Raw genomic sequence first — 14,333 nt, 5'->3', positions numbered from 1 at the left:
CTGGGGGGTATGGCTCCCATTATTGTATTAAATCAAAGGTATAGAAACGAAGATGTGTACGTGAGCCAGCGTCATCCTGACCTTTTGTTATACTTAAGTATAACGATACTGTCGCGCAACTTAATTTTTACTTAATGTTTACATATAGAGTAAGACTTTAGTCTTATTAAGACAGTTGCTCTACCTTTGTGGCAGAGCAACAAGCGAAATGGATACTACTATTTTGCGGGTTGTAAATCTGAATCTTCTGCAGTTTCTGCTTTTTCCACGTCACCTTCAAGCTGTGCTTTTTGCATGTTAGAGATGTTGTTAATCAATAACCAAGTAACTATGGCTACTGGAATGGACAGGACCTCAGAAACCTGCAAAACCAGATTAACATTCATTATTTCGGAGATTTCTTGTGCCCTTCTGGACATACGAAAAACGACCTGTCCAACCACACTGTTGGCGATCCAGAAAAATCACCATATGCCTAAAATAGGGCCTGCTTTTTCTAACTGCCAATTGTTAGGGTTTTGGCTGGCTTGCCAAATCTCTTTCATCGCTTGATAAGGTTTCCATAACGACACAATAAATACTTTATCCACGTAGTGAGGCGATCAGGCTCCTTAAATTCTACGTTATTTTCCGACATCTCCATTTACCTCTTTCCCCTTACTACTGCGTAAGCGTTATCTTTTGTTAATTGTTATCTCTATTGAGTTAGTTACTGGTTTATTTACTGCCTAGGTGAACTAAGCTTTATTAGCTAATAGTTCCTGTAGCGCTTTCGGCAGTATCGCTTGCGCACTCTTTGTTATGCGCGCCTCATTCTTTTGCCACCAAATTCCCGAATATACGACGCCTAAACCGATCGCTGATAGCGCTACAGGGAAAAGCCAACTATCTTCAAAAACGGTAGAAGCAAGATGACCTAAATATAAACAGCATCCCAAAGCACCAAATATGACAAATACACGTCGAACCAACAGAGCACCAGCGCCAATCATGGCAAGGTTTATACAGAAATAGATAAACTTAGACAGTTCGCTGTCTGAATCTTGGCTGGTAAGGCCGCCCCAAAACGCTAAAACGCCGAAAAGATAAAGCCAAAACGCGTAATCTGCTGTGTTTCGCGCTCTTATGTCCACCCAGAACGCCAATAGCGTCATCAACGCGCCAAAGTACATCGACACAAGTGCTCGGAATTGCCACGTGTAGCTGTTCCATAAGTCCTCATGGTCAATAACGAGCATCACAGCATCCATACTGATATACCAGAGCGTTACTGCAATCGGCATTATTAGGAACGGGTATTTATATCGCCATGCTACGACAAGTCCAGTTACTAGCGTTCCAAGTTCCATATATAACCATAGCCATTTAATGCGGTGGTGAAACTGGCGATAAACCGTATTGTCGTCGGGCCATAGCCCTAGCCATTGCTGCGCACCGTAGATAGCAATTGGCGTTAAACAAACTACGAACGTGGCACAGATCCCTGCTGGTATTATTAAATGCTTACGCGCAAAGGAATTGGCAAGCTTTAAGCCCACGCCAGCATAAAGCATAGAGATAAATACGATGCCGGCACCACCAAATTGCTCCCAGCCTAAATTCATAAATAGAGTCATGGCGCCAATTGCAATAAGGCCACCTAAGTAGTACAGAATATGCGTGAAGGTAAAAGAGGGAGTATGCTGATTTTCTTCTTGGAAGAAATTGTACAGAGCAATGCCCTGTTGCTCGGAGATGATATTGTTAGCTACTGCTTTTTGAATACTGGCTTTAGATACTTCCATGTACTTCTCTAAATAAGCTTGAAGAGCTGAAGATTATTACTTTACTTTGTTATGGGTAAAAAGCCAGCCTAATAGAAGTTACTCGCTTCCTTTCTCGATATCTAATTCCGCTCTATCGATTAGCGTAAAATAGTCTTCATCAGCGTAAAGCTTTAAAAAGATAGACATAGTGATGCTTGTCATTTCATTTGCCGCCTCTTTGAACCCAGTATTAACGTGAAGATCAAAGCCCGTTGGCGATGCAGAACCCATGAACTCTTGAAGTTCAGTGAATTCTTTTATTGCTTCGGTACTTAACCCTAAAATGTACTCAGTTCGCGCTGGCGTTTTACTCAGCCATCCTGACTCAGCTGGCAGTGTATTTTCTGAAATGACCTCAAGATTATACTTAAAACTTCTTTCTTGCTCTGAGGAGCTAACACCCAAGGTAAGCCAGGTGCTTTCTGGTTTTATTTCGGCAGGCTTGTCTAAGTGAATCTTCGTAAGTAAATGATTGGGGTCGAGTTCAACAAATTTATCCTCATCAAATGAGCGAAACTCAAGCATTGTTGCAATAGGTATATTGGCGCAACTAACTACAAGCAAAGTTAATGAAACAACAAATAATTTTTTGATACTTAACAACAGCGGCTTCCCTTCATTGGCTATTACAAGACGTGTTCTAGCCATTCTATACAGCTTTCGTCGTTTCTTTTGCAAAAGCTTTTTCAGATTTATTCCACGTTATGTGACCAAAAGCGAGCCCCGCAATGGGAAAGATGATCATCGCAATGGCGAGTCGCCCCCAGATATTTTCGGAAGGCTCAATAAACGCCATAAGTAATGACCATAATAAACCGGTCGAGACTCCCCAGCCTAAAACGCCGTAAACTAGTACGAAGCGCTGTTTTCCTTTTTCTCTTATGCTCGCCCACTTTTCTAATTTCATCGCAGGTATCCTTTTTCAAAACTAAGCAATCATTGCAAGACAGACAAAAACCACCACAAAGCTAATAAAACCAACAGCAACAGTCCTTCCCTCATCACGACCTGCTCTTGGATACTTGCCGAAGGTTAGCAATTTAAGCACCACATGGCCCGTGCCCTTCAAAACGAATTCTATAATTGCGTCTATGATAATCCACTTTATTACTCGAAGCATAAAGCGGCCCAGCGGTTCAAAAACTTCTTCCATAACCCTTACGCTCTTTAACCTAAAACCTGTTCTATAAAAAGCAACAACCACATTGCAAGAACGGCAACGAAGTTGATAGTAAACACCAAACCACGCAATCTAATATTGTCTGTAAATATTTGTACAAGACTATGCAGCACCCTGCCAATAACAAATACCCACGCAAGGGAGACTTGTGAATTGCTAATTGGCTCACCTAAGGCAATTAGCAAGGCGCAAACAGCGTGAAAAAATAACGGCCACTCAAATTGATTGCTCAGATTCGCACTTACTTTAGGCTGTATATCAGCAAACGGGTTTGAACCATCTTTGTTTTTCCCTACTCCCCATACCGAAGGCGCGCGAGCTAGCGTGAGGAATACGTAGAGCAATGCACAAAGAAAAATGTGCATAAACATAGGGGTTATTAAATTAGACATTCTAAATGTGTTATCTCGTTAATATTAAATTTCGTCAGCAATTAACGCTTGCTCGTTGGGGTAATCAACAATGAGTCTTAGGTACTGAAGCGCTGAACCTCCTAACGCGCCATCAATGCGCCTATCCATCATCGAAGACATAAATTGGTGGAAACTATTGTCTGCTCTTCTTGTGAACCAAACTGGCCCAACGGTTTTATTTCCAATTCTTACATAAGGAACACGAATCATGGGTTGATGAGAAAAATTACATGCATCCTCAATCACTAACCATTGCGGGTTAGACTTCACCCATTCATCGAATATTGAAGCGACAATGAAAGAAGTCGCAACTTGACCACCTTCTAGCCCTCCTTTTTCCATCGCCTCTGTCGATGGCCATGCCGAAGCACCTGAATCTAATAACATTGGAATCTGTCTGTCATTAACTGAAATATCGATACTTGGAAAAGCCATTGTATAACCACCATCCAGGCCCTTTTGAAATCCCAAAGGAACCGTCGAAAACTCAGTTGATGTAGGAGTTTCATCTAGCACTTCTACTTTTTTCTCAGGGTAATTAAAATCAATTACTTTTTCAGCATGCCAACGTCCGCCTAGCGTTCCGTCGCTTTTCGTAGTCGAACTAAATTCTACGGATGGTACTACTTGTAATTTTCCAGCCCACCAATTATTCAATCCCGCCATGGGGATTGACGCTTCTGGATCAAACTGAGGCATATCAGTAACATCGATAACCCCATTTTCAGATTCTTTTTGACTTATCTCCCAACCATATTTTTCGCTGAGCTCTCGTGAGATCGCATTCCAACCACCACCAGTATCAGTAAAAAATGTCAGGGTAGTTCCGTCCGCGAGCTTTGGTTTTAGGTAAATTAAGTTATTCTTAAATTCACTGGGTAACTCTTCAGAAAGACAGATAAAAGGGATTGAAAAGATTAAAAGCGATACTAAATGCTTCTTCATTGGCCTTCCTTTGGCGTTGTTTTTTTATTTTTCCTGGGCAAAAAAGTAAATTCTTCTAGAACAACATTATGTCTTTGAACGCAATATTTAACATCAATAAAACAACCGAAGCGGTTCCTAAGGCCTTTTGCATATTAAGTAATTTGGCATTGGGTTGGCGTTTAGGCATTAAAAACTGTTTTATGTTTAGTTGCGTTACCAAAAACAGTACCGATGCAAGAAGCATTGAAATGAATAGCAATGGCTGACTGCTTTGAAGCGTGGAATAAGCGAAAAAAAGAGGAATGACAGTAAATAGCGATAATACAATTCTGGCGGGAAGTTCATACTTGACCATAAATAACATCCTTGCTTTTGTAGGCGGCGAGTTTTTAAACTCTAGCGGTTGAAACAAAATGGGGCAACGTTTTTTTAATCCCTTTAATTATCCACTCTAACATCTGAATATTTGAATACTCAAACGTCAATCAACGCAACTATCATATCTTGGAACACCTTTCGGCAGACCAAGTGCTACACCGGTGAAAGAGAAAATAAAGATAATCGATATTACAGTTAATCCGGCAAAACTAGACTCGTTTATATTTGGGCTGACAACTATCGAAAAGGTATTGATACAAAGCAAAAGCAAGCTTATTTTTGAATACCCTTTATAGCCTAAAACTCCAGCTAACATAAGCATTAAAAACGAGCCAGCAACTGCCGGAGTAAATGGCGCAGCGGCCAGTAGCAAACACAAAACCGATATAAGCACAGATAACATTAAGAAGAGTTTTTTCACGTTTTGTCCCTTTTTTCCCGAGCAGCTGAAGATATAAAATAACCACTAAAAGCATAGAGTAAAAACGGCGAATTAATAAACTAAGCACATAATAAAAACCGCTCTGTTGCCACCCATTATTTTCTAACTTGTAATGATTGGCCTACACTGAAAAAGCGTTGAACCAAGTCTACCACCTACTCGTTTTCTGCTTTTCTTAGTATTTTAAAAATTCGGCTAATTGTGATTTCAGACAAGTTCCATTCGTAACCGTCAAAGTCAGTGGTATTGATAAATTGAACAACCACGGTATCGAGGTCTTTGTCATATTCTGCAAGGCTCTGGTAACCGATAACCAAGCCTCCATGCTCGAACTCATAAGGGTAAAGTTCCGCTTCGCCTTCATTGAAAATAGCGCCGTTGTTTAGCGCTCGTAAGAACTTACCCACGTCTTCTGCTGTAGCTAGCATACCGTAGTCACGCGCCTTAACATCTTCCTTGTAACCAACGTAATAGCCGCTCATTACGTCGTCCAGATTGACTTCGCTCAATGAAAAATAGGTGCTGTTCAATTCAAGCGGAAGTAAAATGTTTTGCTTAATGTACTCGTGGTGACTGTACCCCAAAACCTTATCCATAATATTGCGAAGCAACAGATAGTTCGTGTTGGAATACTCATATCCATCACCGGGCTCAAAACTCGCCGGAAGATCTAGCGCAAAGTCGAGCGCTCGCTTACTGTTTTCCGGTTCGTTATCCCAGTAGGCAGCATTATCAGTAAAGTTAGGGATTCCTGACTTATGCTGCACCATCATTTTAAGCGTTATTTTTTCTGAATGCTCAATTCTGTCTTTGAGTTCGGGTAAATGATCAATAAGTAAATCGTGTAGGGATAGTCGCTGTTCTCGCGCCATTTTGGTGATAGCCACAGCGGTGTACAGCTTACTGATACTGGCAATTTTAAACAAAGAGTCGGGGGCAGCGGGTATTTTGTTATCTCTATCTTTCCAGCCTGCTGTGAAGAAAGCTGGAGGTTTTCCCGCCTGATCCACGTAAACAATTATGCCGTCAAAGCCGTGGCTAACAGCCTCATCAACTTGTTCTTGCACTGTGTGTGGCAAAGGTAGGATCCAGGCTTTAACTAATATCCACGGAACGAAAAACAAGGAAACAATAGTACTGACTAGCAGAAGAAACCTGATGATGTTTTTTCTTCGGTTCTTCGTCATTTTACCCCGTCCTTAACGCTCGGCATAATATTGTATAAAAATGTGCTTGTCGGTGTCTTCATTTTGGCGTCGACGCACGATTAGCTTTAACATCTTCGCTAGTCAAACAGCGCGAGGGAGTCTAGTTTAAAATGATAAACTGAAAAGGAATCACCTTCTTCTTTTAGAGTGATGGTTAGTACTGCATCGCCATTCTCATATACGGCTGGAACAGTATAGGTAACAAACGTTCCTGAACCACCAGATGTTAGTGCTCTGGACGTAACTGTATTGAATTGATATTCGCCAATTTCAACTAACGCCCCCATCTTTGATAGCGCCTTTATAAGCCTTTTAAGATCATCTTCATTGATATTTTCTATTTCAGACGGAGTGAGGTAATTCTTAAAGGTATCTAGCTCCCAAGAGGAAATGTCAGCAATTGCAGTATTCATGTAAGGGATTGCCGTTTTCTCGTATTCAGAAGATTTATAGCCCGACCAAACAGCAATAAGTACAAATAGACAGATAAGGATTAGAAGCGCAATTCCAAATCCTTTTAAAAGCTTCTTAAACATACTGTTCCTTTAAAATGTAATAACTTACTTTCTTGCTAGAAAGCTTCCTATTCTATCGCTGAGCTCTCAGGTAATCGTTTCGAGAGGCAATGGGAATGTTAGTTATAGGTATTAGACACCACAAACCATACTAGCAGCACTTGAATAAGAATTATACAAGTTAAATCAAACCGATAAGAAGCGTCAATACCTGGCGCATTACCGCGAAACTAAGCAACGACCGACGTCTCATCCCAACGCAACTTATCAGAATGTGAAATTTACTCATGGTACTTTCGAATTACAGCAATCTTACCGTTCTCTATTTCTAGTACTTCCATCATTACTTGACTGTATTCAATAGGCTGATTGTTTTGCGGATGCAGGCCCTTGGCATAATTCTTATACCTGATAGCAATAGCAGAATGATTAAATGTAAAAACATCTAACAGCTCAGCACTATATTCTGTGTGTGCGCCTAAATAGAACGTCATGCCCTCTCTCATTTGCTCCTTACCGTCAGGTAATCGCGTATCGTCTATCACCCATGGCAAATGTGAATGACCAACATCATCCGCGAGCAAATTTAAGTGATTTTCAAGCTCAACTTGAGTAGCGCCAGGTGCCTGAGTAGCAACCATTGTGTCGAAGTACTGTTGGGCAAGCTGCTTAAGATCTAATTTAATATCTTCAGCCGATACCGTAGCTGACACTAGTAGTGATAATGCAAGAAGTAGATTTTTTTTCACTAGAAACTCCGTTTCGCTTAATTCATATATTAACGAATTTGCCTAACTTGTCTCAGTTGGGACATTTTGCGTAATCATCTTTTTATGACCGTGATAGCCATCATAAAACTGCTTATGTGCCGCATAAGAAAATGTATCGTTTCTTTCTGTATATTGCCCAATCCAATCAATAAGCATTGCTAAGTTGTCATCTTGGGCTTGCTTTGTTTTGTATTTATTGGGCTCCCAAGGTCTCGCCTTTGCGTTTGAAATACAGGATTCAATGGGTAAGTTCATAAATATAATTTCAGTAGACTGCTGTTCTACAATTTTTAGTAAGTCTGTATAACAGCCCTCAATTACCCATTTGTCGTTGGAAGAAATAAAAGTCTTTATCTCTTCTTCAGAGTCATCAATAGGCTTTCTCTCAGGAGGGCTAGTAGGTTTCCACGCTAATGTATCTAGATCTAAATGAGCCAAACCTTGTGTTTTGCATAAATGCTGTGCCAGCGTAGATTTTCCAGAACCAGAGTTACCAAATATTAGAATTTTTGCCATAGCTCTTTACCCTTGTAACCCAGTAGAGGAGCATTAACTCCCTGCCTTACCCGCTTCGAGTATTGGAAGGCCAGCTTCAGTAGGAATATAAATGCGTTCACCATTTCCATCTTGAAGGCCTTTAATCCAGACGTAGCGAAGGTACTCTTCATTCCCCTTAAGCGATTCGCCAATGATCCTATTAGCTTCAGCAGCGGCTTTTGCGCGCTCAATATCAGCTAGCCCTTCGGCTTTAGCTTGCACAATTTTAGCTTCGCCTTCTGCTTGCGCTAGTGTGACTCTGGCTTTGGCCTGCATTAACGCTGCTTGCTCTCTAGCCTTGGCTTCTTCAATAAGTATTTGCTTGCTCCACTCTGCTTCTTTCAGTGCAGCAATACCATCCATTTCTTTCTTATAGACTTTATATTTTGGCCAACCCCAAAATAATGCCGCAATAATTAATACAATCGATACCACCAAAAACACTAGACTTCCAAAAGCTATAGCATGTCTATTTGGGTGCATTTTCTCTCCTAATTTTTATTGATATTTATTTTTCTAATTTGAAGCACTTGAAAGTGAGCTTATAATTTCGAGACTATAACTCTAGGTCTTTAAGCCATCATTGCTTGGCAAACCTTAGCTTTACTGTTTTGTATATGCCTTGTGTCATATCCCATGTTCCTATAAGAGCCAAAAATATGCCGACAAAGAAAGACAAGCCATCTGAGCGCCTGCCTTCAAACCACTGCTCCACACTTTGAAAATTAGAAAGCATCCAATAAGAAAACATAACCCCTCCCCCAATACAAAGAAGGTCTAAAGAAAATCTTCCAAGTGAGTAAGGCTTTTCATTAACTTCCACTGTTATCTCCATTTACTGCGATACATAACTTTTAAACAAGGTTCGAAACAAGTGGAACAAAATCTGAGAGAAGTGACAGAATCCAGGTGTTACCTGCACCAGAGCTCATGCAAACAACTTATGTGACTGTAATATGCCAAGTTTCTCTTTCGCCATTTCTCGAAAATAATTGTAACCCCTACCATACACCCATATTGATACTAGATGCTGCCCGGATTCCTTTTTCAAACAGAAAATTTGGCAGTCTAAATATTCTTTTGAGTGCTTCAAGGATTCCCATTTGTAAGAAAAGCTATCAGCGTTTCTGATCAATGTAATACCAGTTTCATCAAAGTGAAACTTATGATTAATTCTGCTGATAAAGCGAGCCAAAAAGTAAATGTTTCGCTCACTAAGTTTTTTATAGTTCCCGCTGCGTATACACCCACCCATCAGGGAGTTGGTGATGGGGTGCGGTTGAATATTTGTTGGCAAGGTATTCTTTTAATTTACGTTGCCTCCAAACTGTACCCCCTGACTCAAATTCTTCTGAATCTTCTGTATAGTCAACAAGTAGTCGTTCAGGGACATGAAATATCGCATCGTATGCCTTAACCATTTCAAAGGACTGGATCTCTGGATCAAAAGCAGAAGTTTCCTTAACTATTTTACCATCTAGCCAGACAGAAACTTTTAGTTCTCCAACAGGCCACTGAACGGTTGGAGCAGGTTCGCTTAGCTCTTGCTTTAAATTACCTTTTCCAAGTTTTATCCAATAACCATCTCTGAGAGCGCGTCCTAGAGAGGGGCGGCTAATTCCGAATCTCGACATAATTGGATAGCGAAGAATTTCCTTAATTTCAAGAATATTGTAAGAGCGAACTCTGAAGAAGCCTAAGGACTGGTTTACAGCAACTTGACAATAAAAGATGAAATCATCAACTGCTACAGCATATAGAGTACCTGGCTCAAAGCTGGCCTTCGCTTTCTGGTCTTTAGGGAATTTCAAACCACTCTCCGAAGTAAAATGAATAAGCCGCAAGGCGCGCTAGTATTCAAGCGTTCTGAAAGAGCACTAACACTCATCAGTGTTTACTTGCGCCACACATTCTTTCTGAGGCCATATCCCAATATTCTTGTGCCGTTGACATGCCCATTTCGTCCCTTCGCGTATTTATTTTCTCAATGTCTTTAATTGGAAAAGGTTTAAAAGTGCTTCCCTCACATTTGCCTTGTGTTCCATAGAGTTGAGGCGTGTGGATTCTGTCATATAAGTATACGTAATTACCTGGGTCAATCTCTTTGCTTAGGGCCAAAGGACGCATCATCGACAGCATATTTTTTTGAAACTGAATGTCGTGGTCTGCGTGTTGCACAATAATCCACGCCGCTTGAGAAGCATCTTTACCTACCATTTCTATAGTTGGCCAGCCAAATTTCTCAACTATCTCTTGTACTCTTTGAGATTGCTTTGCGTTAAGTTCTTCAAAGCTTAACTGAGTTTTACCATGCAATGTGTCTTGATCGAGCTTCATCATTTCAAGTAACTCAGCGCGCAATTCGGAGAGCTCTTCGTTGGCGTATGAGGGATTACTAAAGATTGTTATACAAGCTATAAAATATAAATACTTCATTTGTCTCTTCCGTGAGGTTTAAACACCCTTCAAGGGTAAATAGTGCGTTTAGTAGAATTAGTTGCAAAATGACGCAGTTATTTGTCTTGCTGATTTGGCTTGTTATATCTCAATCGGTAAAAATGTAAAAGCAAATAAAGACCCATTGCTATCTGTATACCAACTGAAAATTAAACCATCCGGGATCATCTTCCAAAGTATGGTGGACATTCTTAAGCCCGTTATATTCACCTGTATAAATTGAATAACAGCCATGTTAGAAGAAATAGAGTCCAAAAATAAGACATGCCAAACAGCTACCTTTTAGTTTTTTGGGTTGGTCAATAATCTCTTCTTTTTCTCAACGGGCTTCTCAAGTTCAATGTAACTACATAACGCTTTAAATCTTTCGGGGTACATTTTACCGTCGATGTTTTCATAAACATCCAATAATTCTTCTTGAGTGTACTTTGAATAATCTGGCTTCATGCTAAAAGATATTCTCCTTTGAGATATAACTTTTCAATAACGGGAGCATTTACGCGGGCTATAATGGAGAAGCCGCCCAGCGTGTATACGTCTCAGCGAACGCTGTAAGCAATTTAATTGAGTTGTTATAAGCCAATTGTGTCAAAGCCAAAAGTTTCTGCCTTAAGCTGCAATATGTCACCACTTTGTAATTCAATTTGAAAAATGTTCTTTTGAACCCTTGCAGTATTAATAGAGTTAGATTCGCCCCATGGTGCAGTCATTGGTACGTTAACTGAGGAAATACCTGAAAATGTTAATATACATGGCTGAGCATTTTGGTTTGGCTTTAAGAAACAATCTAAAAAAATCTCAACTGACTTACCAGACCAATTTATTGAAATTGTTTTTACTAATCCATCGTGTAGTGGTAGGTCACTAAAGTCCATTAAAACCTCCTGGCTTATAACACTACGCTAAGGGGCACAAATGCTTGGGCAAAATAACGAAGCGCCCCACGTGTTTGCGTTCCAGCCGAACGTCCCAGCGGACTGCAACTTAAGCGCCTTGCTAGGGGGAGATTCATGCCTTTGGACAACAGTCGATATGAACATCTTGTTTTCCTGTCCATGAATAAATTTTTATTGTGTCTGCGTAAGGATACTCTGAGTTGTCCTTCGGTATATCAACAACTTTGACAAGGTTTGAACCACACCACGAGTCCTTGTGCCAGTAACTTACGATAACACTCTGCTCCGAAACGATCTGCTTTACAAAAAGTAAGGCATCATCGTATGCATCATTATCACCAAAGTCTTCACAGTGAATATGATATGGACCAAAAAAGGCGGTCACTTCATCATTGCAGGTTTCTAATTCCAGATCTGGCTTTCCAATATCATTGGGCCTTGGAATTTTGATTACCAAAAAAGGTTCTCCGTTGGGAGAGACAGTTGAGCAATATTTAGCCCACTCTGGAAACTCTTCCTTAAAGCGGCTTTCTATCTTTTTCGAAAAGTCATCCATGATTTATCAAGCCTCTAACTTTTTTGAATAAGAGTCACAGACATGTGGGCGATAGTCGCGAAACGCCCAAACGTTCGTGTTCCTGCCCGCCTGCGGGCGACATAATTTATTGTTGTGTGTAAGTTTTACTACGAACTTAAACCGTTAATGATTTGGTCTAGTTTTTTGGCGCTTACGCTATCGTTGAAATATAATCTATACAGCCCGCCAGTATTGTCAGAGCCGCCAATAATACCTTTAGGGATGAGAGAAAACCGCTCAATAAGTAGATCTTCCAGTTCATCTAAATCATTGTAATTTTCTGTCTCAACAAAAGTGCCGAAAGTGTCCCTGCCTATCTCAACCTTAAAATCGATCATATGAAACTCAATTCATACTTCTGTACACAACATCTCTCTATAGGGCTGCTCTTAAAGCGGTTTGTTATGTTTTGCTTAGGTTGCATAAAGTAACGCTACCCCGTTGTGCGCTGAAGCTGTAAAAAGGACAAGATACGCTAAAACACTTACTAATCCCAAGACAGATTGACGCCACCGTTTTTTAAATGCCATTAACAGGCTCAATACTAATACTATGATTGTAAAAATAAGCCCGAAGACAAATACTAAAAGTTCGTTAGTTAGCATTTGCTGAGGAGTGATTCTCTGGCGATCAAATAACCAAACATCCAAAACAGATATCGCCAGTAAAAGAACCCCGAACACTAAAGGAGACCATACTATTTTATTGAATATAGCCAAAATGCCTCCTTACACACAGATTTTAAGTAAGTGGCGTAAAATGCTTGGCTAAAATTAGCGACAAAGGAGAGCAATCCAAGCGTTTTAGGTCCTTTTAAGTAACTTGTTATATTCACGAAAACACCTTATCAATGGATTCTCGGTCATAATCAAGTATTAAATGATTGTGGCTCTTGTACAGAGCCGCGAGTGGCTCTTTGCTAGTAGAAACTACATCCATGCCGCGATCATCATAAAGATTCAATACAAGTTGTTTTGTTCTGTTTATGAGGTAACACTCCCCATTAAGCTGAGGCTGTAAGCTTGAAAAGTCAGTATTAATTGCAGCTTTAAACAGTTGCCTTACGTTTATTTCAGCGGTTTTGATACCCGAGATGGTTACTCTTTTCCAGCATTCACTTTTGTAGTCTAAGCCATTTGAATAGATATCCCGATGATCAGAAAGACTAATATTGGCATTTTCAAGTGAGTGAAACTGTTTAAAAATAAAGCTGCGTTTCTTTATTTTTCTTCGTCCATCCGAAAAGATTTGATATGCAATGGCAATATCATCATTTGGCTGAAATGCAGCTTGGAAGATACTCATGGCTCTTTCTAATGCTACGTTAAAATACTTAATATTTAAGGATTTACTTTCATCACTCCAAATTTCTTGATCGGATGGGCCTATTTCAAATCTCAATCCAAAAGGAGATTTATAAAACAACGGGCGTTCTAATTTGATGTCAGGTCCATCCATTTACTCGATACTTCCTAAGTGAATATAACTCCTAAATAAGGGGCGCAGACATGTGGGCTACAATCCGAACGAGGTGAGCAGCCCACATGTTTTTGTCTCAACTCGCGCAGAGGGCGAACTTAATTTTTTTATGCGGCAACGAAAGTAAGCCCAACTTGAGCGCCGATAAGCGTCACAAAGTATATAGCAGACAAAGCGGCTGACTTTTTATTGCCCCACTCGAATATATTATTGGACATGAAAAATACAACTGCAACGGAGACAACCATAGGGATAAAACTAAACAAGGGATTTAAACCCATGATGCCGATTGTGACGTTACTAATAAATAGAATTAGAGCAGGTACAAATACAATTATAAAAACAGTACCAAAATCAGTAGCGTCACGGTCTTTTTGCAATAGTTGAATAGAGAAATAGAGAACAACAGCAGTGAGTAGAGCAACTAGCATTATTATTTCTTCCTTGTATAAATGAACTCAATAAGCGTTACATTCCCAGGGGCCTTGCCACCGACTTAATGTGATTGTTATATCGCGAGTTTTCCCGCGGCCTTAGAACTTATAGACTGGTTTATTTTATGTTGAAAGTAAATGACATGAAAGAAGCTACTAAGGAAAGGGCCTAGCCACAGCGCATCGCCTTTTGAAACGTTATTTATTCTGTTTAACCTATTTCTTACTTTGATAATCCACACAATATGAAAAATTGTCGACAGTAGATGAAGAAGTTTAGCTGTCATCAGTAATGCTGCTGGTGCGGGTAACAGA

24 protein-coding genes are annotated in these 14,333 nt (G+C 40.1%); all 24 read right to left on the bottom strand.

The window, feature by feature from the left end; genetic code table 11:
- Positions 1-218: 218 nt before the first annotated feature.
- On the bottom strand, positions 219-455 hold the full coding sequence (locus AWH61_RS20215) for a hypothetical protein (protein ID WP_502686370.1): 237 nt from the start codon (positions 453-455) through the stop codon (positions 219-221).
- A 9-nt stretch (positions 456-464) separates the two neighbouring features.
- A complete protein-coding gene (locus tag AWH61_RS20210) occupies positions 465-572 on the bottom strand; it encodes a DUF4328 domain-containing protein (protein ID WP_249922609.1) in 108 nt (35 codons plus the stop codon).
- Positions 573-737: 165 nt separating this feature from the next.
- Positions 738-1,784 carry a DUF2157 domain-containing protein gene (locus AWH61_RS06715; RefSeq protein WP_075176551.1) on the bottom strand — a complete coding sequence of 349 codons (1,047 nt, stop codon included), beginning with the start codon at positions 1,782-1,784 and terminating at the stop codon, positions 738-740.
- Positions 1,785-1,862: 78 nt separating this feature from the next.
- Positions 1,863-2,453 (bottom strand): hypothetical protein, encoded by a 591-nt coding sequence (locus AWH61_RS06710; RefSeq protein ID WP_249922608.1) that lies wholly within the window; start codon positions 2,451-2,453, stop codon positions 1,863-1,865.
- Between the two features lies 1 nt (position 2,454).
- A complete protein-coding gene (locus AWH61_RS06705) occupies positions 2,455-2,712 on the bottom strand; it encodes a hypothetical protein (RefSeq protein WP_075176550.1) in 258 nt (85 codons plus the stop codon).
- A 21-nt stretch (positions 2,713-2,733) separates the two neighbouring features.
- A complete protein-coding gene (locus tag AWH61_RS06700) occupies positions 2,734-2,958 on the bottom strand; it encodes a hypothetical protein (RefSeq protein ID WP_075176549.1) in 225 nt (74 codons plus the stop codon).
- A 14-nt stretch (positions 2,959-2,972) separates the two neighbouring features.
- Positions 2,973-3,377, bottom strand: coding sequence for an MAPEG family protein (locus AWH61_RS06695; RefSeq protein WP_075176548.1), 405 nt, complete (start codon positions 3,375-3,377; stop codon positions 2,973-2,975).
- Positions 3,378-3,401: 24 nt separating this feature from the next.
- The gene (locus AWH61_RS06690; protein WP_075176547.1) at positions 3,402-4,343 is read right to left on the bottom strand and encodes a hypothetical protein; all 942 of its coding nucleotides are present in this window, start codon (positions 4,341-4,343) and stop codon (positions 3,402-3,404) included.
- A 55-nt stretch (positions 4,344-4,398) separates the two neighbouring features.
- A complete protein-coding gene (locus AWH61_RS06685) occupies positions 4,399-4,680 on the bottom strand; it encodes a hypothetical protein (RefSeq protein ID WP_039232803.1) in 282 nt (93 codons plus the stop codon).
- A 126-nt stretch (positions 4,681-4,806) separates the two neighbouring features.
- Positions 4,807-5,124, bottom strand: a complete 318-nt coding sequence (locus AWH61_RS20110) for a DUF6419 family natural product biosynthesis protein (RefSeq protein WP_170870495.1) — start codon at positions 5,122-5,124, stop codon at positions 4,807-4,809.
- Positions 5,125-5,300: 176 nt separating this feature from the next.
- The gene (locus AWH61_RS06675; protein ID WP_075176546.1) at positions 5,301-6,332 is read right to left on the bottom strand and encodes a serine hydrolase domain-containing protein; all 1,032 of its coding nucleotides are present in this window, start codon (positions 6,330-6,332) and stop codon (positions 5,301-5,303) included.
- Between the two features lie 98 nt (positions 6,333-6,430).
- Complete coding sequence (locus tag AWH61_RS06670) at positions 6,431-6,889, bottom strand: hypothetical protein (RefSeq protein WP_075176545.1); 459 nt, start codon at positions 6,887-6,889, stop codon at positions 6,431-6,433.
- A gap of 260 nt (positions 6,890-7,149) precedes the next feature.
- Positions 7,150-7,617, bottom strand: coding sequence for a nuclear transport factor 2-like protein (locus tag AWH61_RS06665; protein ID WP_075176544.1), 468 nt, complete (start codon positions 7,615-7,617; stop codon positions 7,150-7,152).
- Positions 7,618-7,659: 42 nt separating this feature from the next.
- The gene (locus AWH61_RS06660; protein ID WP_075176543.1) at positions 7,660-8,154 is read right to left on the bottom strand and encodes a P-loop NTPase family protein; all 495 of its coding nucleotides are present in this window, start codon (positions 8,152-8,154) and stop codon (positions 7,660-7,662) included.
- A 33-nt stretch (positions 8,155-8,187) separates the two neighbouring features.
- Complete coding sequence (locus AWH61_RS06655) at positions 8,188-8,658, bottom strand: SPFH domain-containing protein (RefSeq protein WP_075176542.1); 471 nt, start codon at positions 8,656-8,658, stop codon at positions 8,188-8,190.
- 97 nt (positions 8,659-8,755) lie between these two features.
- Positions 8,756-8,998: a hypothetical protein gene (locus AWH61_RS06650; RefSeq protein ID WP_075176541.1), complete on the bottom strand. Its 243-nt coding sequence runs from the start codon at positions 8,996-8,998 to the stop codon at positions 8,756-8,758.
- Between the two features lie 400 nt (positions 8,999-9,398).
- Positions 9,399-9,986 carry a hypothetical protein gene (locus AWH61_RS06645; protein WP_075176540.1) on the bottom strand — a complete coding sequence of 196 codons (588 nt, stop codon included), beginning with the start codon at positions 9,984-9,986 and terminating at the stop codon, positions 9,399-9,401.
- Positions 9,987-10,062: 76 nt separating this feature from the next.
- Entirely contained in the window at positions 10,063-10,611 is a 549-nt protein-coding gene (locus tag AWH61_RS06640; RefSeq protein WP_075176539.1) for a DUF6624 domain-containing protein, read from the bottom strand.
- A 593-nt stretch (positions 10,612-11,204) separates the two neighbouring features.
- Complete coding sequence (locus AWH61_RS06635; RefSeq protein ID WP_075176538.1) at positions 11,205-11,507, bottom strand: hypothetical protein; 303 nt, start codon at positions 11,505-11,507, stop codon at positions 11,205-11,207.
- A 133-nt stretch (positions 11,508-11,640) separates the two neighbouring features.
- Positions 11,641-12,084, bottom strand: a complete 444-nt coding sequence (locus tag AWH61_RS06630) for a hypothetical protein (protein ID WP_075176537.1) — start codon at positions 12,082-12,084, stop codon at positions 11,641-11,643.
- A 128-nt stretch (positions 12,085-12,212) separates the two neighbouring features.
- On the bottom strand, positions 12,213-12,443 hold the full coding sequence (locus tag AWH61_RS06625) for a hypothetical protein (protein WP_075176536.1): 231 nt from the start codon (positions 12,441-12,443) through the stop codon (positions 12,213-12,215).
- 75 nt (positions 12,444-12,518) lie between these two features.
- The gene (locus tag AWH61_RS06620; RefSeq protein WP_075176535.1) at positions 12,519-12,824 is read right to left on the bottom strand and encodes a hypothetical protein; all 306 of its coding nucleotides are present in this window, start codon (positions 12,822-12,824) and stop codon (positions 12,519-12,521) included.
- Between the two features lie 112 nt (positions 12,825-12,936).
- Positions 12,937-13,563 (bottom strand): DUF3885 domain-containing protein, encoded by a 627-nt coding sequence (locus AWH61_RS06615; RefSeq protein WP_075176534.1) that lies wholly within the window; start codon positions 13,561-13,563, stop codon positions 12,937-12,939.
- A 128-nt stretch (positions 13,564-13,691) separates the two neighbouring features.
- Positions 13,692-14,015 (bottom strand): hypothetical protein, encoded by a 324-nt coding sequence (locus tag AWH61_RS06610; protein ID WP_075176533.1) that lies wholly within the window; start codon positions 14,013-14,015, stop codon positions 13,692-13,694.
- Positions 14,016-14,333: the final 318 nt, after the last annotated feature.

It is taken from the genome of Alteromonas sp. W12 (assembly GCF_001924945.1).
In the GTDB taxonomy this organism is placed as follows: Bacteria; Pseudomonadota; Gammaproteobacteria; order Enterobacterales; family Alteromonadaceae; genus Alteromonas; species Alteromonas macleodii.
Note: the sequence above shows the minus strand (reverse complement) of the source record. Positions and strands in the feature narration are given on the sequence as shown.

What these genes read in the sequence shown, in the direction of transcription:
- AWH61_RS06715 (WP_075176551.1), bottom strand. Translation starts at nt 1,784, where the DNA reads ATGGAAGTATCTAAAGCCAGTATTCAAAAAGCAGTAGCTAACAATATC.
- AWH61_RS06710 (WP_249922608.1), bottom strand. Translation starts at nt 2,453, where the DNA reads ATGGCTAGAACACGTCTTGTAATAGCCAATGAAGGGAAGCCGCTGTTG.
- AWH61_RS06705 (WP_075176550.1), bottom strand. Translation starts at nt 2,712, where the DNA reads ATGAAATTAGAAAAGTGGGCGAGCATAAGAGAAAAAGGAAAACAGCGC.
- AWH61_RS06700 (WP_075176549.1), bottom strand. Translation starts at nt 2,958, where the DNA reads ATGGAAGAAGTTTTTGAACCGCTGGGCCGCTTTATGCTTCGAGTAATA.
- AWH61_RS06695 (WP_075176548.1), bottom strand. Translation starts at nt 3,377, where the DNA reads ATGTCTAATTTAATAACCCCTATGTTTATGCACATTTTTCTTTGTGCA.
- AWH61_RS06690 (WP_075176547.1), bottom strand. Translation starts at nt 4,343, where the DNA reads ATGAAGAAGCATTTAGTATCGCTTTTAATCTTTTCAATCCCTTTTATC.
- AWH61_RS06685 (WP_039232803.1), bottom strand. Translation starts at nt 4,680, where the DNA reads ATGGTCAAGTATGAACTTCCCGCCAGAATTGTATTATCGCTATTTACT.
- AWH61_RS06675 (WP_075176546.1), bottom strand. Translation starts at nt 6,332, where the DNA reads ATGACGAAGAACCGAAGAAAAAACATCATCAGGTTTCTTCTGCTAGTC.
- AWH61_RS06670 (WP_075176545.1), bottom strand. Translation starts at nt 6,889, where the DNA reads ATGTTTAAGAAGCTTTTAAAAGGATTTGGAATTGCGCTTCTAATCCTT.
- AWH61_RS06660 (WP_075176543.1), bottom strand. Translation starts at nt 8,154, where the DNA reads ATGGCAAAAATTCTAATATTTGGTAACTCTGGTTCTGGAAAATCTACG.
- AWH61_RS06655 (WP_075176542.1), bottom strand. Translation starts at nt 8,658, where the DNA reads ATGCACCCAAATAGACATGCTATAGCTTTTGGAAGTCTAGTGTTTTTG.
- AWH61_RS06640 (WP_075176539.1), bottom strand. Translation starts at nt 10,611, where the DNA reads ATGAAGTATTTATATTTTATAGCTTGTATAACAATCTTTAGTAATCCC.
- AWH61_RS06635 (WP_075176538.1), bottom strand. Translation starts at nt 11,507, where the DNA reads ATGGACTTTAGTGACCTACCACTACACGATGGATTAGTAAAAACAATT.
- AWH61_RS06630 (WP_075176537.1), bottom strand. Translation starts at nt 12,084, where the DNA reads ATGGATGACTTTTCGAAAAAGATAGAAAGCCGCTTTAAGGAAGAGTTT.
- AWH61_RS06625 (WP_075176536.1), bottom strand. Translation starts at nt 12,443, where the DNA reads ATGATCGATTTTAAGGTTGAGATAGGCAGGGACACTTTCGGCACTTTT.
- AWH61_RS06615 (WP_075176534.1), bottom strand. Translation starts at nt 13,563, where the DNA reads ATGGATGGACCTGACATCAAATTAGAACGCCCGTTGTTTTATAAATCT.
- AWH61_RS06610 (WP_075176533.1), bottom strand. Translation starts at nt 14,015, where the DNA reads ATGCTAGTTGCTCTACTCACTGCTGTTGTTCTCTATTTCTCTATTCAA.